The 19,189-nt window shown below is 35.3% G+C and carries 18 protein-coding genes; 6 read left to right on the plus strand and 12 right to left on the minus strand.

Going from position 1 to position 19,189, the window contains the following annotated elements; all coding sequences use genetic code 11:
- Nucleotides 1-42: 42 nt before the first annotated feature.
- Entirely contained in the window at nucleotides 43-1,422 is a 1,380-nt protein-coding gene (locus tag ACIQXW_RS20835; RefSeq protein ID WP_340822008.1) for an FAD-dependent oxidoreductase, read from the plus strand.
- A 359-nt stretch (nucleotides 1,423-1,781) separates the two neighbouring features.
- Here the strand turns inward: ACIQXW_RS20835 and ACIQXW_RS20840 are convergent, their stop codons facing one another.
- Nucleotides 1,782-2,708, minus strand: a complete 927-nt coding sequence (locus ACIQXW_RS20840) for a manganese-dependent inorganic pyrophosphatase (RefSeq protein WP_402765183.1) — start codon at nucleotides 2,706-2,708, stop codon at nucleotides 1,782-1,784.
- A gap of 329 nt (nucleotides 2,709-3,037) precedes the next feature.
- Between ACIQXW_RS20840 and ACIQXW_RS20845 the strand changes: the two genes are divergently transcribed.
- The gene (locus ACIQXW_RS20845) at nucleotides 3,038-3,844 is read left to right on the plus strand and encodes a GNAT family N-acetyltransferase (protein ID WP_402765186.1); all 807 of its coding nucleotides are present in this window, start codon (nucleotides 3,038-3,040) and stop codon (nucleotides 3,842-3,844) included.
- A 123-nt stretch (nucleotides 3,845-3,967) separates the two neighbouring features.
- Here the strand turns inward: ACIQXW_RS20845 and ACIQXW_RS20850 are convergent, their stop codons facing one another.
- A complete protein-coding gene (locus ACIQXW_RS20850; protein WP_401021668.1) occupies nucleotides 3,968-4,834 on the minus strand; it encodes a MurR/RpiR family transcriptional regulator in 867 nt (288 codons plus the stop codon).
- A gap of 356 nt (nucleotides 4,835-5,190) precedes the next feature.
- Entirely contained in the window at nucleotides 5,191-6,405 is a 1,215-nt protein-coding gene (locus ACIQXW_RS20855) for an MFS transporter (protein ID WP_340822001.1), read from the minus strand.
- Between the two features lie 204 nt (nucleotides 6,406-6,609).
- On the opposite strand from ACIQXW_RS20855, the gene thrC reads away from it, so the two are divergent.
- Genes thrC through ACIQXW_RS20870 form a run of 3 tightly spaced genes read left to right on the plus strand, consistent with a single transcriptional unit; the run spans nucleotide 6,610 to nucleotide 9,270 of the window.
- Entirely contained in the window at nucleotides 6,610-7,662 is a 1,053-nt protein-coding gene (thrC, locus tag ACIQXW_RS20860) for a threonine synthase (RefSeq protein ID WP_402765190.1), read from the plus strand.
- Nucleotides 7,659-8,552 (plus strand): homoserine kinase, encoded by an 894-nt coding sequence (thrB, locus tag ACIQXW_RS20865; protein WP_402765193.1) that lies wholly within the window; start codon nucleotides 7,659-7,661, stop codon nucleotides 8,550-8,552. The genes thrC and thrB overlap by 4 nt, the downstream gene beginning before the upstream one ends.
- A 52-nt stretch (nucleotides 8,553-8,604) precedes the next feature.
- The gene (locus ACIQXW_RS20870; RefSeq protein ID WP_402765196.1) at nucleotides 8,605-9,270 is read left to right on the plus strand and encodes a 2-hydroxy-3-keto-5-methylthiopentenyl-1-phosphate phosphatase; all 666 of its coding nucleotides are present in this window, start codon (nucleotides 8,605-8,607) and stop codon (nucleotides 9,268-9,270) included.
- A 55-nt stretch (nucleotides 9,271-9,325) separates the two neighbouring features.
- On the opposite strand, the gene zupT is transcribed toward ACIQXW_RS20870, so the two are convergent.
- The 7 genes from zupT to ACIQXW_RS20905 form a co-directional block, all read right to left on the minus strand.
- A complete protein-coding gene (gene zupT / locus ACIQXW_RS20875) occupies nucleotides 9,326-10,135 on the minus strand; it encodes a zinc transporter ZupT (RefSeq protein WP_340821997.1) in 810 nt (269 codons plus the stop codon).
- 208 nt (nucleotides 10,136-10,343) lie between these two features.
- Nucleotides 10,344-10,949 (minus strand): phosphatase PAP2 family protein, encoded by a 606-nt coding sequence (locus tag ACIQXW_RS20880; protein WP_340826410.1) that lies wholly within the window; start codon nucleotides 10,947-10,949, stop codon nucleotides 10,344-10,346.
- A gap of 262 nt (nucleotides 10,950-11,211) precedes the next feature.
- The gene (locus ACIQXW_RS20885; RefSeq protein ID WP_340821995.1) at nucleotides 11,212-12,111 is read right to left on the minus strand and encodes a hypothetical protein; all 900 of its coding nucleotides are present in this window, start codon (nucleotides 12,109-12,111) and stop codon (nucleotides 11,212-11,214) included.
- A gap of 441 nt (nucleotides 12,112-12,552) precedes the next feature.
- Nucleotides 12,553-13,167, minus strand: a complete 615-nt coding sequence (locus ACIQXW_RS20890) for a response regulator (protein ID WP_340826407.1) — start codon at nucleotides 13,165-13,167, stop codon at nucleotides 12,553-12,555.
- Complete coding sequence (locus ACIQXW_RS20895; RefSeq protein ID WP_402765437.1) at nucleotides 13,151-15,394, minus strand: sensor histidine kinase; 2,244 nt, start codon at nucleotides 15,392-15,394, stop codon at nucleotides 13,151-13,153. Before ACIQXW_RS20895 ends, ACIQXW_RS20890 begins: the two co-directional genes overlap by 17 nt.
- Nucleotides 15,395-15,441: 47 nt before the next feature.
- The gene (comX, locus tag ACIQXW_RS20900) at nucleotides 15,442-15,600 is read right to left on the minus strand and encodes a competence pheromone ComX (RefSeq protein ID WP_340821994.1); all 159 of its coding nucleotides are present in this window, start codon (nucleotides 15,598-15,600) and stop codon (nucleotides 15,442-15,444) included.
- A gap of 11 nt (nucleotides 15,601-15,611) precedes the next feature.
- Nucleotides 15,612-16,514: a polyprenyl synthetase family protein gene (locus ACIQXW_RS20905; protein ID WP_402765201.1), complete on the minus strand. Its 903-nt coding sequence runs from the start codon at nucleotides 16,512-16,514 to the stop codon at nucleotides 15,612-15,614.
- Between the two features lie 370 nt (nucleotides 16,515-16,884).
- On the opposite strand from ACIQXW_RS20905, the gene ACIQXW_RS20910 reads away from it, so the two are divergent.
- Nucleotides 16,885-17,523, plus strand: coding sequence for a hypothetical protein (locus ACIQXW_RS20910; protein ID WP_402765204.1), 639 nt, complete (start codon nucleotides 16,885-16,887; stop codon nucleotides 17,521-17,523).
- Between the two features lie 298 nt (nucleotides 17,524-17,821).
- Here ACIQXW_RS20910 and ACIQXW_RS20915 read toward each other — a convergent pair whose 3' ends face one another.
- Both ACIQXW_RS20915 and ACIQXW_RS20920 read right to left on the minus strand, forming a co-directional pair.
- Nucleotides 17,822-18,136, minus strand: coding sequence for an antibiotic biosynthesis monooxygenase family protein (locus ACIQXW_RS20915; protein ID WP_340821990.1), 315 nt, complete (start codon nucleotides 18,134-18,136; stop codon nucleotides 17,822-17,824).
- A gap of 1 nt (nucleotide 18,137) precedes the next feature.
- The gene (locus ACIQXW_RS20920; RefSeq protein WP_401021658.1) at nucleotides 18,138-19,145 is read right to left on the minus strand and encodes a siderophore ABC transporter substrate-binding protein; all 1,008 of its coding nucleotides are present in this window, start codon (nucleotides 19,143-19,145) and stop codon (nucleotides 18,138-18,140) included.
- Nucleotides 19,146-19,189 lie beyond the last annotated feature (44 nt).

Raw genomic sequence — 19,189 nt, forward strand, 5'->3', positions numbered from 1 at the left:
CCAATCTCCATACTAAGCATAAAAACACTGTGAGGGTTAACTATGACACAATCTCTTTGGCTAGCAACGACCGACTCTGATTCATTGCCATCATTGACGGCTTCAACTAAATGTGATGTTTGTATTATCGGAGGGGGTTTGACTGGACTATATACTGCCTATGTTTTAGCAAAAGCAGGTGTTGATGTTGTACTGCTTGAGGCAAATGCTAAGCTTAGTCATGGTACGACTGGTCATTCAACAGGAAAATTAACTGCACAGCATGGCTTAGTTTATGCGAATCTTATCGAAAAACTTTCTGTAGATGATGCTCGGCTTTACTATCAATTGAATCAGCTTGCTATAGAGCAAGCATTACAGTTACTACCTAAAGAGTCCATTCAGCAAGTGGATTCATTACTTTATTGTCAAACAAAAGATGGGTACTCGCAATTATTAAAAGAGTGGAACGCCTATAAAGTATTAAATATAAAGTCTAAGATCACCTCGGATACAGAGCTTCCATTCCCTGTTACAAAAGCGCTCAGCATATCACAACAGGCGCAAATAAATCCTGTAATGGTTAGCAATTTTCTTATTAAAGAGGCGTTATCAATGGGTGCAAAACTATATGCGAATACCCGTGTTCAGCAACTGCAAATTGCGCAAAATAACTTACATACCGAAAAAAATATATCGGTTCAATATAACAAGCTCATTTTGTGCACACATTATCCAATTGAAGCCTTCAAAGGACTACAACTTTTAAAGCTTTCGAATAATCGCTCTTATATGGTCGCCAGTAAAATAACGGAGACGTTCCAAGGACAATATTTATCAGTCGATTTCCCTTCCCGTTCTATTCGTACGACGACAATAAATGATGAACATTATTTGCTTCTCGGTGGGGCTAATCATATAGCAGGTGAAACGGCAAAAACCGAGCCCTATTATGACGCCATTCAAAATGAAATGAAAACGCATTTTGGGCAGGAGCCACTTTATAGATGGTCGGCACAGGATATTGAAACACCAGACATGGTACCTTATGTCGGTAGAATAACAAAATCCTTACCTAATGTCTTTATCGCAACAGGGTATCGTAAATGGGGGATTTCTAATTCGTTTGTAGCTGGAGATTTACTGTCATCACTTATTACCGAGACTACAAATGCCAACGATGCCAGTGCACTCTATTCACCAGCACGCACGAAATTTGGTGCACAATTTATGCAAATGCTAAAGGTCGGAGGCTTCGTGGCAAAGGAATTTGTCTCAGGCCATATTAAAAATGGCAACGCGCCAACTTGTACACATTTAGGCTGTAAAACTAAATGGAATGAAGCAGACGAAACGTGGGATTGCCCATGCCACGGCTCCCGTTTTAATTCCCAAGGTGAAGTGCTAGAGGGGCCAGCAGTACAGCCTTTAAAGCTTGACTAAAAAGGACAGCCCCAAATCGCAAATAAACAAAACAACATACTAAAAGCATTACCTCCAGCATCAGACTGCAGAAGGCTGGGACAACAAAAAAAGTGTTAGATTAACTACAGTCAATCTAACACTTTTTTGCCTTGCTGTTGATGTCCGCTAAGGCGGTCGCTTTCCGCGGGCACATCGTAAGCCGCAACCGTCGCTATCGCGCCGCCTGTTAAGCCTAACGTTTTGTGCATTCCCGCAGGAGTCGCTACTTCCGCTTCCATCAACTAGTATTCTATTTTAACTTTTACATACATAGTGCCATCTCTTTTTAAATTTAAAGTTTTACCCCAGACTCATTTTAGGTTGGGCTATACCTTAAATTATTTTAAAGCTTCCGTTAACACAGGTACGATTTGTTTTTTACGAGAAACAACACCTGGTAATACAACACGGCTGTTTGTAAGCTCAGCACCAAATGCTTTTGCTGCTGCTTCTGCAACTTGTCCAATTGCAACAGCTGTTGAATCATTGTTTAAAATATCTGTTACGACAAAGAAGAATAAGTCTAAGCCATTTTCAGCAACATTTTTGTTTAAAAGAATTTCTAATTCCTCTTGTCGACCAAGTACGTCATTAATATCGACAGCATTTACTTGAGCAACTACTGATTTATATTCACCGAACTGGAACTCTTTAGCATCTAATGATAAAAGATCTTCTAATGATTTATCTGAAAGATCAGCGCCTGCTTTCAACATTGCTAGCCCATAATCAGCAGCGTCAACTCCTGCGATTGTTGCTAGCTCTTGTGCAGCTTTAACATCCTGTTCTGTACAAGTTGGTGATTTGAATAATAATGTATCAGAAATAATAGCAGATAACATTAAACCAGCAATATTTGATGGTACTTCAACATCATTTTCTTTAAAAATTTTATTTAAAATAGTTGCCGTACAACCAACTGGCTCTGCACGATAATACAATGGGTCTGCTGTTTGGAAGTTAGCAATACGGTGGTGGTCAATTACCTCTGTAATTTGTACTTCTTCAATTCCATCAGCCGATTGTTGGAATTCATTATGGTCTACAAGAATAACTTTTTCCGCTTCCCCTACTACGGAAGTAATTAAACGAGGTGCCTCAAAGCCAAATTTCTCTAGGGTATATTTTGTTTCGTTATTTACTTCACCGAGACGTACTGCTTCAGTATCTACTCCAATTTGTTGTTTTAAATATGCATATACAATTGCAGATGTAATCGTATCTGTATCTGGATTTTTATGTCCGAAAACTAAAACTTTACTCATTAATACTTTTCCTCCTAAATGGCTTCTACATTTTCATTTATTTTAACATAATTTATGATAGAACATGATATAAAGTAAAACTTTCATCATCCTGCATTTTCATTAACTATCTTCTTGTTCATTCACGCTGCGCTATACTATAATAAAAGCATTCCCCTTCATTTTATAGTTTATCTATTTTTTACCATGCACTATTTTACTTTTTCTATGTTAAGCATAAATTTCCTTATTTTAGATAGATATATAGTTGTGATTTTTATACAAGAAACGATAATTTTATGCTATTATCATGTAGTCAAAATTTTTTAGGAATTACAGGAATGGGGATTATGATGACAAAGAAGATGGAAAAAAAGTATATTCCTTTAGCAAGCTATTTTGACGTAGCTTCGCAAAATGAGATTACATTATCCTTTAGCGCAATAGAAAACATTATGGGACAAGCCTTACCCAATGCTGCATATTTGAATAAGAGCTGGTGGAAAAAAACAAAACCCCCTCTTACGCACTTTTTATCTTGGACAAATGCAGGTTATTATGTCATTGATGTCAAATTGGGCACGAGTGTCACTTTCTCTCGCACACAAGAGAAAATACCTTCGGACAATATTTCTGAAAATAACGAAAATACTTCTGCGTACATAATCCGAGCGATTGAAGCAACAGATGCTAGAGCATTTATTCTTTTACAAGAAGAAATCCTTCAACAAACTGACTTTTTGTATAATGTAGAAAATGAGTTAGAGCTAACCGTACAGCAGCTAAGAAAAGACCTAACTTATTGGAAGCAATTAAAAAACCGCACGATTTTACTTTGCATTTTAAATGGCACATTTGCGGGCTATGCCGTTATCCATGGTTATAAGCATTCTAAAGCTAAACACGTTGCATCAATTCATATGGCCGTAAAAAAAGAACACCAACGAAAAGGTATCGGTTCAGCACTTATGAATGCAGTGGAAGACTGGGCTAGCAAAAGAGATATTTCCCGCTTAGAATTATCCGTTATGGAGCATAATGATGCTGCGTTACAGTTATTTTCAAAACATGGGTTTCAGCAAGAAGGAACCCGCTCCAATGCTATTAAACTAAAAGATACGTTTAAGGCTGAATATAGCTTCAGCAAAATTTTATAAATTATTTCCCAAGGATGTCTAATGCCTTATTTGGACATCTTTTTTTTACTTCTAATTCGACATCACCTATCGTAAAAAACGTATAGATTAGCAGTTGTACTCCAATCTATACGCTGTATTTTATTAAAATACTTGTTTCTCTCTTGCAATGTCTAAAAACAATAAATTATTTTCTACTTGTTCATACGATTGTTGATATTGCTCATATCGCTCTTTATCTTGGCTAATCATTTCCTCAATCAATGCATGCATAAAGGAAAACAGTACTGGCACAATGTCCAAAGAAGATTGATTTTTCAAACCTAATGCAAACAATGCATTTGCATAATCCCTTATTGGAGACAAAGCCGAACCTGTAATAGCAATGATTTTCACCTTTTTCATTTTAGCAATTTCAACAATTGTTTTTACATCATTGGATTGTTTATCACATGAAAAGACGATTAACGTTGTACGTTCGCTCATACTGTTTATTTGTTGAACAAGATCATCTGAATCTGTTCGCAGCTGCTTTATATTTGTTCGTAAAGTTTTTAACGTATACGATAACCAATTTGCAACGGAAGCATCTTGACGTGCACCTAAAATATAAATAGTATCTGCTTCATGCATCCATTTGGAGCTTTTTTGAAGCATAGTATCGTTAATGAGATGTATTGTATCTTGAATGTTTTGCATGTCGCGTTGCATTACCTTACCAAAGCTAGAAGTCTTCTGCTTGCTCGTCACATATGTAGATTGGAGAGGCGTTCCCTCATTTTGAGAGTTTAAATAACTTCTTAATTCCTCCTGTAGCTCGACATAACCTGACAAATCCATTGCATAACAAAAACGAATAACGGTTGATTCACTTACATTCGCTTGTCTACCCACTTCAGCCGCCCCATTGGCAATCACAACCGCTGGATTACTCATAACAAATTGCGCGACTTTACGTTGTCCTTTAGACAGCCTTACATACCTTTTCTTTATATCTTCTTTTATACTCATTCCTAACAACCTTTCTTTCAAAGAAATTATCACGAATGGAGATTATTCCCTACTGATTCTAAATTCGATTAAAAATACAGTATCACGATTACAATTTGAATACAATGACTTTTCAGAAAAATCTTTAACACATTAATACACTAATGTGTTAGTTCGTAATAAATTGACATATAATTTATGTATTGACAACATTAAAAATATTTTTATTAACTTGGTAATCTAACTGTATACAATATTCAATTCGAAATTTTAACATATTTCAGAAAAATGTGTATAAAAATAAACTCTTATTTTATTTTTTAATGGTGAGCATATTAAAAAGTCTTGAATTCAGTTAGAATCCAAGACTTTCTTTTTTATTCTAATTCAATTTGTTTTGTTTCTGTCCCTAAAAATATAACGCCAATTACCCCGATAATAATTGCACCACAGAAAATCGCAAAAATATAGCCAATATCATAGCCTGCTGTTAACAAGGATCCTACTAATAACGGCCCAAAAATACCGCCAATTCTTCCAACTGCCGCTGCCATGCCTGCACCTGTACCGCGAATAACTGCTGGATACTGTTCAGGTGTGTAAGCGTATAGTGCACCCCATGCTCCTAAGTTAAAGAAAGATAAAAACATACCCGATATTAATAACACTGCCATCGTTTCTGCATTACCAAAAATGAAAGCACTTACAGCCGTTCCAATTAAATAGGAAATAAGTACAAATTTCCGTCCGAACTTTTCGATAAACCATGCAGCTGTGAAGTATCCTGGCAGCTGTGCTAATGTCATAATCAGTACATACTTAAAGCTAGTAATCATATCAAAACCTTTTCCTACCATTACGCTCGGCAACCATAAGAACATTCCGTAATACGAGAATACAACAGTGAACCAAAGCACCCATAACATTAATGTTGAACGTGCATATTTTTTCGACCATACTTCCCGTATATTGAGAAAGACACTGCGCTTTTTAGATTCAGCCTTTGCAGTGAATTGCGGTGAATCTGGTAAATGCCAACGAAGGTAAATAGCGTACACAGCAGGAATTGCTGTTAATAATAAAGCTACACGCCATCCCCATGTAGGTATGACAAAATAAGATATAAGTGCTGCAATTAGCCAACCAGCTGCCCAAAAGCTTTCCAGTAATACGACTACTCTTCCACGTTCCTTCGCCTCTACACTCTCAGAAACAAGTGTAGATGCTACTGGTAGTTCTCCACCGAGCCCCATCCCTACTAAAAAACGTAATGCCATAAATGCTACTAATGTTGTCGTAAATGCGGAAATGCCGCTTGCTACGGAAAATAGAATTAATGTCCACATAAAAACTTGCTTACGTCCGACTTTATCGGCAAAAATACCAAATGCAAGTGCCCCTACTGCCATACCAATAGAATTGATGCTACCAATCCAGCCCATTTGACTTTTTGTTAAATCCCAATCTACCGCTAGCGCTGTAATAACGAAAGATAAAATACCGACGTCCATCGCATCAAAGAGCCAGCCAACACCTGCAACTCCTAAGAGCTTGTTACGTGAAATGGATTGTTCTGTCTTTATTGTTGTCATAATAACCACCTGTCTTTACACATGACTTTACATTACGAGTTTACTATACAGTTGTTTCGAGAAAGTGACAAGTAAAATTCAAATGACCGAATTGTTTAGACAATTTAATAATTGCTATTGAAAATATATAGTCATTTGCGTTAAAATGTCTCTTATACAAAAACAACTGTTCTTTCTATGAGAACAAAAGGAGATCGTTACGTTATGTGGAAAGGCCTTATTGAAGAATATAAACAATTTTTACCCGTAACAGAAAATACACCTGCGCTAACATTAAACGAAGGCAATACGCCTCTTATACATTTAGTTAATATATCAAAACAGCTTGGTATCGAGCTATATGGTAAAATAGAAGGCGCAAATCCTACCGGCTCTTTTAAAGACCGTGGTATGGTATTTGCGGTAGCAAAGGCTATTGAGGACGGTAGTAAATGTGTAATTTGTGCCTCAACAGGAAATACTTCCGCAGCAGCTGCAGCTTACGCAACTCGCGCAGGTATTCAGTCGATTGTAGTTATTCCTAAAGGGAAAGTAGCCCTTGGTAAACTAGCACAAGCGACAATGTACGGTGCAAAAATTATTGAAATCGATGGCAATTTTGATGATGCTTTAAATATTGTGCGCCAAGTAAGTGAAACGACTCCAGTAGCACTTGTCAATTCAGTTAACCCATACCGTATTGAAGGGCAAAAAACAGCTTCCTTTGAAATTGTGGACGCTTTAGGTTCTGCTCCAGACTATTTATGCATTCCAGTTGGGAACGCAGGTAACATCACTGCTTACTGGAAAGGCTTTAAAGAATATAACGATGTGAAAGCTTCAGGTTTACCAAAAATGTACGGCTTTGAAGCAGAAGGCGCTGCAGCAATTGTAAAAGGTGAAGCAATCCCTAACCCAGAAACAGTTGCCACAGCTATCCGTATTGGAAACCCTGCTAGCTGGCAATTTGCTGAAGCAGCTCGTGATGAGTCTGGCGGTATTATTGATTCTGTAACAGACGAAGAAATTATAGCAGCTTACAAGCTAATCGCAGGAACTGAAGGGATTTTTGTTGAGCCCGGTTCAGCTGCATCATTAGCAGGTGTTATTAAATCTGTTGGAAACGGTAAAATTGCTAAAGGCTCAAAAGTCGTGACAGTATTTACTGGTAACGGCTTAAAAGATCCGGATACTGCAATGAACGTTTCAACAGTAGACGTCGTATCTCTTAAAAATGATGAAGAAGAAATTCGTAAATATATCGAGGGTGTACTATGAGTAAAAAGTGGCAAATCACCGTTCCTGGGAGCACAGCCAATTTAGGCCCTGGCTTTGATTCTATCGGACTCGGCTTGTCTCTTTATTTGAAATTAGATGTTTCCCTACAGGATAATTGGGAGATCATACATCTCGATGACAACGGTCCTAGTGAATTTGAGCTAGAACAACATTTACTATATATTATTGCCAAAAAAATTGCTGATCAGTATAATAAACCATTACCTGCTTGCCGTGTTGAAATGGCAAGTGAACTACCATTAGCCCGTGGTTTAGGAAGTAGCGCTGCTGTCATTGTAGCGGGTATTGAGCTAGCTAACCAATTATGCGATTTAAAGTTAACTATACAGGATAAACTAAATTTATCTTCTCAAATTGAAGGGCATCCTGATAATGCGACTGCCTCGGTACTTGGTGGCTTGACGATTTCCTCAATGGATGAAAACGGAATAGTAGATACATTCCATGTAAATAATATTAATGCTTCTTTTGTTGTGTACGTACCAGATGTTGAGCTAAAAACGAGTGAGTCTCGCTCCGTTTTACCAAAACAATTGGAGCGAGCATATGCAGTACATGCCTCTGCAAACGCAAATATGCTAGCTGCATCTTTAATGTCACGAGATTTTAAACGTGCAGGACACTACATGGAAGCGGATTTGTTCCATGAACCTTTCCGTTCAACATTGATACCTCAATATGCAGAAATCCGTGAAGCTGCAAAAGCACATGGTGCATACGGTACAGCTTTAAGTGGAGCGGGTCCGACACTCATTTCCATTATTCCAACTACTATTGCTGATGACTTTGTTACTACAATGCAAGCAAAGTTCCCAGAACATCAAATCATCTTAACGAAGGCCGATGAGCATGGTGTACAAGTAAAATAAATGTAGAACGTCTACTTCAAAGTAGGCGTTTTTTCTTGAAGGAGGAAGTACATTGAAACCAATTATTTTCTGCGATTTTGATGGCACTATTACAGAAACGGATAATATTGTCTCCCTAATGACGCATTTCGTTCCTGAGCAATCTGAGAAAATTGCAAAGGCAATGATGGCTCAAACAATTAGCTTTAAAGAAGGTATTACTGCTATGTTTGATCTTTTATCGACTAACCAAAAAGATGATATTATTCAATATTTGATGGAGACCGCTGTTATCCGTGAGGGCTTTAGCGAATTTGTCCGCTATGCGCAGGACCACAACATTCCATTTTACATTGTTAGTGGCGGTGTAGATTTTTTCATTCAACCATTGCTTGAAAGATTCGGCCCCTTTTCAGGAATTTATTGCAATAGTGCTGACTTTTCTGGAGAGCAAATTACCGTTGTCTACCCTCATAGCTGCGATGAGCATTGTGCAAAATTCCCAACACAAAGTTGTGGTTGTTGCAAGCCAACCGTCATGCGAGAAATGGCACAGCACGATCAGTTTAAAATTGTTATCGGTGACTCTATTTCCGATTTTGAAGCTGCTAAACAAGCAGATTTAGTATTAGCTAGGGAGCAATTAATTGATCGCTGTAAAGATTTACATATCCCTTATAAGCCTTTTAACACTTTTTATGACTGCTTAGAGACAGTTAAAGAATTGATAGAAGCATAATAAAAGGAATCTAGCCGATAAGACTAGATTCCTTTTTTAATAGCAAGTTAAGCAATTACGCTAATAATACTAAACTAATAGCCATCACTGCCATTCCTGCAACTAAACCATACATTGATAAATGTGTTTCATCGTATCTCTGTGCGGCTGGTAGTAGCTCATCTAATGATATAAATACCATTATTCCTGCAACACCTGCAAATACAATACCGAACATGACATCCGATAAAAATGGCATTAAGAGTAAATAAGCTACTAGCGCACCAACAGGCTCTGCTAACCCCGATAAGAAGGAAAGTTTAAATGCTTTTCTACGATTTCCTGTTGCAAAATAAATAGGAACGGAGACAGCAATTCCTTCAGGGATATTATGAATGGCTACAGCAATTGCAATCGCAATGCCGACATTCGGGTCATTCATTGCAGACATAAATGTTGCTATGCCTTCAGGAAAATTGTGAATACCTATTGCAAGTGCAGTGAACACGCCCATTTTCATTAAGTGGCTTTCATCTACCTGTGGTTTGATAGCATTAACATCTTCCACAAGCTTTACTTCATGAGGATTAGTCGATTTCGGAATAAACTTATCAATCAACGCTATAAATAACATTCCGCCAAAGAAACCCGCTATCGTCATCCAATAACCATTAGTAGTACCTAAGGCATTGGTTAATGCATCCTTTGCTTTCACAAAAATTTCTACAAGTGACACATAAATCATAACCCCCGCCGAAAAACCAAGAGCTATTGATAAAAATTTAGTATTAGTTCTTGAGGTAAAAAATGCAATTAAACTCCCTACTCCTGTTGCAAGTCCAGCAAAGAGGGTTAACCCTAAAGCAAATAAAATTTGTCCTTCCAATTCCTTCTTCCTTTTCTCTTTTTTTTATTGTACTCATCTTAGCTTAAAAGTTTCCTATAAGCAATTCTTTTTTGTAAGGTAAATATTTAATTGATGTCACATAAAAAAATCATAAAAAAGCAGTACCTTGGATACGGTACTGCTGACAAATGTTTAATTTAGGCTATCGAAAGCGTAAAAAATTCAGAATTGTTTGGGTGACTGGCACTTAATTTTTGGGTTTAAACAGTCGTTTACGTCGTTCATACCAAAGAACGCAAATGATGAACCATGTGTAACCTATACTCCATCCAGCTAGCACATCGGAGGCAAAATGACGCGCTCCTGCTACTCGTGATAGGCCAATAAGAATTGTAAGCACAATTGCACCTATCCAAAGCTGTATTTGACGTGCCTTAGTGTTATTTTCTGATAGTAAGTAGGCAACAGTAAATAAATACAGTATGCCTGACATAGCATGTCCAGATGGAAAACTGAATGATGTTAATTGATCGTCTATTTCAGGGCGCGGACGTTGCACCCATTTTTTCAACATTTGATTTAACACATTCCCTACGGCAAAAGTTAACACTACAAATAACATGCCACGGTAATTTTTCGCTCTCCATGCTAAATATAAAATTAATATAATAGCGACCCCGACTACAAATTTAGGCTCACCAATATAATGAAAAATCTCTATATACCGATTGCCAAATAGTATTTCTGCCACTTTTTTATCGAAGTTTAAAATCATGTCACTCTTGTATGTTAAGCGCAACGCAAAAAATACAATAAGTGTTACAATCGCTAATGGATACGACCATTTTTTTATCAAAATTTCACCTCAAAGCACATTCACGCAATGTTTTTTCACATCATACCATAATTAGGTGAACTTGAGGAAAAGATACGATATCTGATTTTATAGCATAAAAATGTACTTAATTATATTAGCTAGTATAATGGATTCTTCATTCGGCTTATTAAAGTAATTTGAAAGCGCTAATGCTACAATAAATAAAATAGCAACAATAGGTAGTATTTTTCTAAACAACATCAACACTCCCTCACCTTTTATTATTCTATAGTTCAAACTATTTCAATAATACAGGGTCGAATAACCAATCTTTCGGTCCGAAGTTTCGATCCTTTTCCCCTCTAACTTCTCGAGAAATATGATTATTAATAATTAAATCTCTGAACTTTCTACTGAATATTGTTTTTCTGTAAAGATAGCTGCCATCATGACTCCACTCTGCTGAATAGAATACATCTCCATTTACATTCATAATATCGTTAGCATTGTAAATATCAGGACCTAGAATTACACCACTTAACCCACATTTGCAAGGTGGCTGCTCAGTTGCAAAATACAGCTTTACTCTTTCAGCATTACTAACCGGTAGCATTTGTGTAGGTATTATTTGATATGCAAGCTGCTTCCCTACTTCTGATCCACTATGAATTACTTCTAGAAGTTCAAAGCCTTCAATATTTGCTTGTTTCATTAATGCTGCTAATTCTTCAGAGGCCACCCAATACCCACTCACATGAACTAAATGACGATCTTTCATTTGCGAAGTATCAATAACTAATGGTGAAAGTTGCTCTTTTTCCATAAGCCCACAATGCTTACAATATGTACTTATTGAAAATAAAGTACCTCGATCATCTAAAAACATTTCTGGCGAGTTGCCTGTAGAGTTTAACGTAAATAATGGCGTTTGTTCATATTCACTGTCTGAAAAGTCAAAATAGAAACGTTCCCCAATAGATACAATGCCCAACTCATGTTCCAACGATTTATATAATGCTGCCACCTGCTCATACGTCACATCTTCATTTAAAGTAAAAATAGGATTAAAAGATGCCTTCAAATTTCTTTTTCTGATTTCAGGCGCACCTACATAAATACCGTAGCGATTATAAACTTTAATGACTTGATCTTGGTTAGATTCATCTATAGAGATTAAATTTTCAAGTTCTACTTTCAAATTATACGCCTACCTTTATTAAAGTTTTTTCGTGAGTATGCTGTCTAGCTAGTAACATCCTTAAAAAATCTACTACATTTTCTACTATATAAATAAATAGTTAAACTGCTTATTTCAACGATATATTCTCTTAAACTATTACTCACTATGGAAAAAATTACTTAACTCGATTAATCTAAGCGTACCAGTACTTATACCACCATTTCAATGTTGGGTTTACGCCAGTTTTTTGGCGGGCTTCGCTAATTTTTTTGGCGTGATTTGGCGGTCACGAAAAAAACACCGCCAAAAAGTGGCGGTGTTCATCCGAATCCATAGGTATTTAGTTTTATTAAAAAAGGATATTATCCTGATTAATATTATAGTGTCTTTACATTACCTAAATACTATCCTTTTATAGAAAAATATAACAATTAACTTTTATAATAACATATAGCTAAGCTATAGTAAATTCATTCGTTCAGCAAGATTTACTGCTTCTGTTCGCGAATCTACATTTAGCAGGGAAAACAGTTGTGTTAAATATCTCTCAGTTGTTCGTTGAGGAATGTTTAATTCTATAGCTATCGCTTTATTTGTATGCCCTTCAGCAATCAATCTTAAAATTTTCTTTTCTTTTTCATTTAAATGTATATCGAGCTTAGCATCTTGTAATTTAAATCGATTATCTAGAAAGTCTAAGAAATTTATGGGCAAAACAATTTCTCCATTTGCAATGGCACGAACCGTCCGTAAGATTTGCTCTTTGGAAGCCGTTTTGGCTAAAATCCCCTCTATTTTCTTTTCTAAAATTAGTGGGTAATAATCTGTAATGTCATCCCCCGTATAAAGGATTATCGAAGCATCTATTTGTATCGCTTTAATATTTCTCGCTAAATGAATGCCATTTTCTAAAGGCATATTAATATCAATTAAATAAATATCATATGGCTTGTCTTTAATTTTTGGGATTACAGAAGTTGCATCACTCTCTGTATCAACTAAAATGTCTTCATTCTCTTTAAATAAATTTTTCGTTCCTTCTAACACAATAGGATGATCATCCACTATGAGCATCGTTATCAAGTGTGTCACTTCCTTCTTTTACTGTAATTCTAATAGACATTCCTTCATTAACTTGAGTATCTATGTAAAAGTTTCCATCAAAAGCTTTTACACGCTCTTGCATACCACGGATTCCCATCGATTCAGCAACAATAATATCATTAACATTACAACCTACTCCATCATCCTTATAGACGATTTCAAATCCATTGTCCATTTCCTTGAGGTGAATTTCAACTGTTGTCGCATAGGAATGTTTCAAAGCATTATTGAGTAATTCTTGAAATAGACGATAAATCATTAAATTCATTCGTTCATCCTCTAAATAAAGGCGGTCTATTGTATAAATTAACAAAAAGTTAGCCCTTTCCGTTACTTTTCGAATGAGCTTTTCTAATGCGGGATTTAGCCCTAATGTATCTAACAATGGGGGCTTTAGATTCTCACAATATGCTCTTAAATCATGTAAAGATGCAACCATTTGTTTATGAATCTTGACAAGTTTTTGTTGGATTTCTATAGTATCTTTTGCATTTATTAAAACATCTACTTCACGAGCAATATGGAGTTGCTCTTGTAAATTAGTATCATGCAACTCTTGAGCTAATTGATATTTCTCCTCTTCAAACCTTAGCCATAACAGCTTATTTAGCCAAGGTAATTGACCTTCATCTGCTTGCTTCATATGCTTTAGTTCCTCTAACAGTTCTTCCACCATTTTTGTATTTTCAATAAAGTTATTTACATATAACAGGAGCAATTCGAGCCATAAAAGCTCTTCATCTTTTAAATGAATTGAATTGTTATGCCCCAATACTAAGGCTCTTTTGTAATGAGCATCTTGATGGAGGAAAGCTAGATAGACTTTGTCAATTTTCCGTATTTCTCCTAATTTCAAATCTTCCATTAGCATAGGATTTATCGGAAACTTTCCCTCAACCATTGAAGTAAACTGATTTGTGTCATAGTCATAGGTTAATACAAATACATGCTCAAGCTCTAGGTGCAGCGAAACTTCCTGAGCAAACTTTTCTAGAAGCTCGTCTAATTTAATCGTCTTACCAATTCTATCTACAGCAGTATATAACTGATGTATATAATCCCCTTTAGTAGAAAACAAAATTTTTCGCTTGCGATAATCTACCTTTTCTTTTATGTAGAAAAGAACAATTAACGATAAAAATGTAAATAATGAAACACCTGACATAATAGTCATAGTTAAAAATTTGCCCGCGATCCAATACAAACCCAATGTAAACCATGCAGTAAAAATTACAGAAAATATGACATAGTAACGAAGCCTTGTAATATGATACTCAATGTCAAATAATCGTTCCGTTAGTTGTGTAAAAATAAAACTAAAAGGAATCAATAATAAAAACAAAGCACTGATTTCGGCGGAAAGCACAGGATGATGAAATAAAATATTTGGAATTGCATAGAGAAATAAGAATGGAAGAAATGGAATCATTACACTATTCAATAAAATTTTTAACTGAGGTGATTTATATTTAAAATAACTTAGCAATAAAATAATGAGTATTAAAATAAGTAAAATTAAAAAAGTAGCTAAAACAATATAAGAAAGAAAGTTATGCAAATTATTATTAATAATGCCAACATAGCTAAGTAACATTGCCATTATAGGCAATAAATAAAATAATTTAATATTGTTAAAAAGTAACCAATTAGCTTTTAAAAATAAATAATAGTTTCTTAAAAAATGTAACAGTAATACTAAACATAGCAACATACTACCTCGATTGACCATAATTCCTATGATATCGAGACTACCAGATGCTCCAATACTCACATATGCTAAGGAAACAGTTAGCATAAATAAGATGAGCAATCTTAAAAGCGAAGTGTGTTTTTGTTTATAATGCAAATAACATACAACAAATAGTGTAAGAAAATAGTAACATGCAGGGATTAACAATATATAATAAAACCGTTCTGAAAAATCTAAACCACTTGGTTTAATATCAATTATGTTTCCATTAGGCTTTAATATTGTTAGTGAATTTGCAGCCCTTATTGTCAAATCATACTTAATATAAGAAATATCTTCTATTTCAATATTATCTACTTTTAATACAATATCCCCCGCAGATATTTTCTGACCATCCACTAGTTGGTCATGTGTATGTTCTATAACCCAGTCTCCCTTTTCCTCTACCAAATTTATACCCAAATAAGGCTTGCTATAAGGAACATATAGCAGGTAGACACCTAGCATTATGTAAACACTTATAGCAAGCATAAACCATTTTTGATTATATAAATTTAATTCCAAATAGGGTCTCTTAAGCATAGTACATCTTCGAATGAGTCAAGTATTGCCTGTTGTTCAATTGCTGAAATACCAATTAATGCAACTTTTTGTTCTTTTAACAGTGGTACTAGTGCTGGGTTTTCTTCTAGATACTGAATTACATTAATCATAAAATCTCTCCTCATTTCATTAGTTTTATTAGGTATTCTTTACCTAACTTGTTTATAGCAACTTTTTCAAGATTATTCAATGCTTTTATCTTATAGAGATTTTTAATTGCAACCGCATAACGTATTGCACCACTATTTGTCAACTCAAGTTCTGTAACATTATTATCCAAAAATGTAACTATATCTTTATTATAATAGTTTATCACAGTTTTTGATACACTATTTTTTTGTGCCATTAGATAAATAATAGGCAATGAATACTTTCTGTTTAAAAGATCATTTTTAGGTCCCCACGTTTTTAAATCTAGAATATCATTTTTAATTTGTTGGATAATACCTATGTATTTTCCGTACTCCTCTATTTCAGCAGTCACCTTCCCTTTTGCAAGTGCCTCACCAATGACGCAACTCATTGCTGTGAGTGACCCTGATTTTTGGTCAATCATTTGTAAGTAGGATTGCTCATCTCGACAAGTATTAAGTACATCTAACTGCTGACCACTAATACTGCGTAAAGCATATTGTTCAAGTAGACGAATGGCTATATCTTTATGTTCAAAAGAAGTGTCATGTATAGCTCTTGACGACATTACGAGCAAGGCAAGTGCAGCATTTAAAGAAAGTTCAGGTGTTTTACTCCAAATATAGTCTGTATCCTTATCCTGCAAATCATCAATAATATCATAGGACAAAATTAGAAGTTCAATAGCTGCAGCAACTTTATATATATCTTCATTCAAACAATCAACAAATGCTTCATAATGCCAAAAACAGAGTTTACCAAATGAATAGCCTATTACTTTCTTTTCTGCTTTAAAACTTTTAAGCATTGACTTTAGTTCATTACCAAGCATCAAATCATGTTCAATCAGACTGTCTAATGAATCATTAATACGTCCATCTATATCAACCAATAGTCCTCTACTCCCCTAAATATATTGTTAAATATTATACATATTAATGGGAATTAATTCTAGTATTTATATGTTAAATGAATCACTCACATCTTCTATTAATCACTATTATAAATACATAAATACCGCCAAAAATTGGCGGTATTCATAGAAAGCACGCCATTTTTTTGCTAAGAAATAGTAAAAAAATGGCGGTGTCACAAAAGCGACCGCCAGTTTTTGGCGTTAACTGACCATTGAAATGGCGTCCTGACTGATGTTACGCTTAAGATAAGTAAAATTCATTAGTATTGTATGTGACTCGATTTGCAATTTAAACCGTATGATAAGTTCTCTATAATATATTCTCCAACATTAAGGAGTGATTGAAATGACTAATGGAGTAAATGACAACGTGTTAATACTTACAGAAACTTTTTCCTGTACAATTTCTGTCTCTGCAGAAGAAATTACGATTAAAAAACCTTCTAATGAACAACAATCTATTGAACAATTAATCATTCAAGCTGAACAACGTGCTTATCAAGAAGCTTTAGCAGAGTTTAAACATAAGTCTTCTATTTCTAATTTCATTTGTGATATTCCTGGATTTGAAGATACTTTTCAGCAAAAACTAGACACGTATATGGCGCAGCATGACATTGTAAAAGTACCAGAAAAGGATTTACCATTATTGTCTTTAGTGAGCCCTTTTACATCTGGTTTGAATATCCATACACCGATGCTCTATAAAACTTCACAGTACTGCATTGTTTATGCTAGAGGAACGCAGAATGGTCAAAACAGCAGTAACGTTGTTGAAATACGCAGCTTTACAGACTCTCCAACCGATTTCAAAAATATTGATTATAATACCTCTTCAAAAATGGTTAATACAGTTACAGTGGAAAATGACGCCTATCAGTACTACCCAACCAATATTACAGGATTATTCATTAATAATAGCGGCATTTCCTTCAACATTAACTCAGCCTTTAATATTTGGAGCAAAGCTTCCCTTAAACATTAAGCAGATATTTAACGTTATGCACAGCTTTATGTGCTACTAAATTTATATAAAATTTATTGTTTACCTCAAAATTCACCCTTCTATATGTGGCGAGGTGTGGCGCAATTTAACTAAAAACTCCTTGCCTTCCGTGCCTTTCACACCCTAAAACGATTCCCAACAAATATAGTTAGACTTCTAACAAATTGACTATTTCCTAAGTTAATTCCGAGCTGTTCACACCTATAGTGCATTTTTTAAGATGTTAGATAACAAAAAAGAGGTGCCACAATTTACTTGTGAGACACCTCTAATTTTATTAACCTTTTACATAGTAAACATCTTGTCCGCTTTCGATGATATAGTCAGGTTTAGGCTTACCAGCATTTGCTTTATGACCAGCAATATGCTCAGGACTCTTCTCCCAATTTTTCCATGCTTCTTCTGATTCCCAACGAACCATAATTAGCACTTCTTCATCACCACGGCGTACTTTTTTTACAAGTACTTGTTTATCGATATAACCCGGTTGCTGTTCAAGTAATGATGGACCGTCTTTTTTAGCTCCAAATCGTTCAACAACCTTATCCCCGTTACCCTCTGTTACGACCATACGTTTAATTTGTACAAACATATTAGTTAAACGCCTTTAAAATATCATCAGCTTTTGCAGTTTCTGATTGTAAACCGCCACCTGATAGGTACCAATATTCTGGATCAAGGTAATAAATTTTGCCGTTTTTAGCAGCGTTAGTAGCACCAACGATTTCGTTTTCAATAGCAGCTTTCGTACCAGACTCACCTTCTGGGTTAACAGCAGCGTCACGGTCAACTACGAATAAAATATCTGGGTTTGTGTCACGTACATATTCGAATGAAGCGTTAGCACCATGTGTAGAAGCTTCAATTTTGTCATCAGCAGCTTTTACGCCAAATACGTCATGAATAACACCGAAACGTGAACCAGGACCATATGCAGATAATGAACCTTCATTACCTAAAACGATTAATGCTTTGTCTTCAGATGTAGCAGTTTTTGCTTTAAGATCTTCTACTTTTGCTTCATATGCAGCAAATGCATCAGCAGCTTCTTTTTCTTTACCGAAAATTTTACCAGCTAATTCAGTGTTCATTTTAAACGATTCCATGAAATTATTGTTATCTACACCAACGAATACAGTTGGCGCAATTTTAGATAATTCTGCGTATGCAGCCGCTTGACGACCTGAGATGAAAATGATGTCTGGGCTCATAGAAGAGATTGCTTCAAAATCAGGCTCTTTTAAAGACCCAACATTTACGTAAGTTGTGTCAGCATATTTGCTTAAATAACTTGGTACTGATTTTTGAGAAACACCTGCAACTTCAACGCCTAAAGCATCTAAAGTATCAAGGAAACCATAGTCAAATACGACAACATTTTTTGGTTGTTCTTTTAATGTCACTTCTTCAAAAGTATTTTCACCAGAAGTACTTCCTGGGATTGTAATTGGGTAAGCAGAAGCAGCTTCATTTTGCTCTTCAGCAGGCTTATTATCCGTTGAACCTTTATCATCTTCTTTTGATTCTTCTTTAGAACCACAAGCAGCTAATACTAAAAGCATCATTGCCATTAATACAGTAAGTAATTTCCAATTCTTCATTGTGAAATCTCCTTTAATTGTTTTTATATTTTTAGATAGTAATG

The sequence above is a fragment of the Lysinibacillus sp. NPDC097162 genome (assembly GCF_044762185.1).
Lineage (GTDB): Bacteria > Bacillota > Bacilli > Bacillales_A > Planococcaceae > Lysinibacillus.

Bases quoted from the DNA above. Each gene is read 5' to 3' on its own strand.
- ACIQXW_RS20855 (WP_340822001.1), bottom strand. From the start codon at position 6,405: ATGACAACAATAAAGACAGAACAATCCATTTCACGTAACAAGCTCTTA.
- thrB (WP_402765193.1), top strand. From the start codon at position 7,659: ATGAGTAAAAAGTGGCAAATCACCGTTCCTGGGAGCACAGCCAATTTA.
- comX (WP_340821994.1), bottom strand. From the start codon at position 15,600: ATGATTAATGTAATTCAGTATCTAGAAGAAAACCCAGCACTAGTACCA.
- ACIQXW_RS20895 (WP_402765437.1), bottom strand. From the start codon at position 15,394: ATGCTAGGTGTCTACCTGCTATATGTTCCTTATAGCAAGCCTTATTTG.
- ACIQXW_RS20845 (WP_402765186.1), top strand. From the start codon at position 3,038: ATGATGACAAAGAAGATGGAAAAAAAGTATATTCCTTTAGCAAGCTAT.
- ACIQXW_RS20835 (WP_340822008.1), top strand. From the start codon at position 43: ATGACACAATCTCTTTGGCTAGCAACGACCGACTCTGATTCATTGCCA.
- ACIQXW_RS20915 (WP_340821990.1), bottom strand. From the start codon at position 18,136: ATGTTTGTACAAATTAAACGTATGGTCGTAACAGAGGGTAACGGGGAT.
- ACIQXW_RS20850 (WP_401021668.1), bottom strand. From the start codon at position 4,834: ATGAGTATAAAAGAAGATATAAAGAAAAGGTATGTAAGGCTGTCTAAA.
- ACIQXW_RS20920 (WP_401021658.1), bottom strand. From the start codon at position 19,145: ATGAAGAATTGGAAATTACTTACTGTATTAATGGCAATGATGCTTTTA.
- ACIQXW_RS20910 (WP_402765204.1), top strand. From the start codon at position 16,885: ATGACTAATGGAGTAAATGACAACGTGTTAATACTTACAGAAACTTTT.
- ACIQXW_RS20840 (WP_402765183.1), bottom strand. From the start codon at position 2,708: ATGAGTAAAGTTTTAGTTTTCGGACATAAAAATCCAGATACAGATACG.
- ACIQXW_RS20890 (WP_340826407.1), bottom strand. From the start codon at position 13,167: ATGCTCATAGTGGATGATCATCCTATTGTGTTAGAAGGAACGAAAAAT.
- thrC (WP_402765190.1), top strand. From the start codon at position 6,610: ATGTGGAAAGGCCTTATTGAAGAATATAAACAATTTTTACCCGTAACA.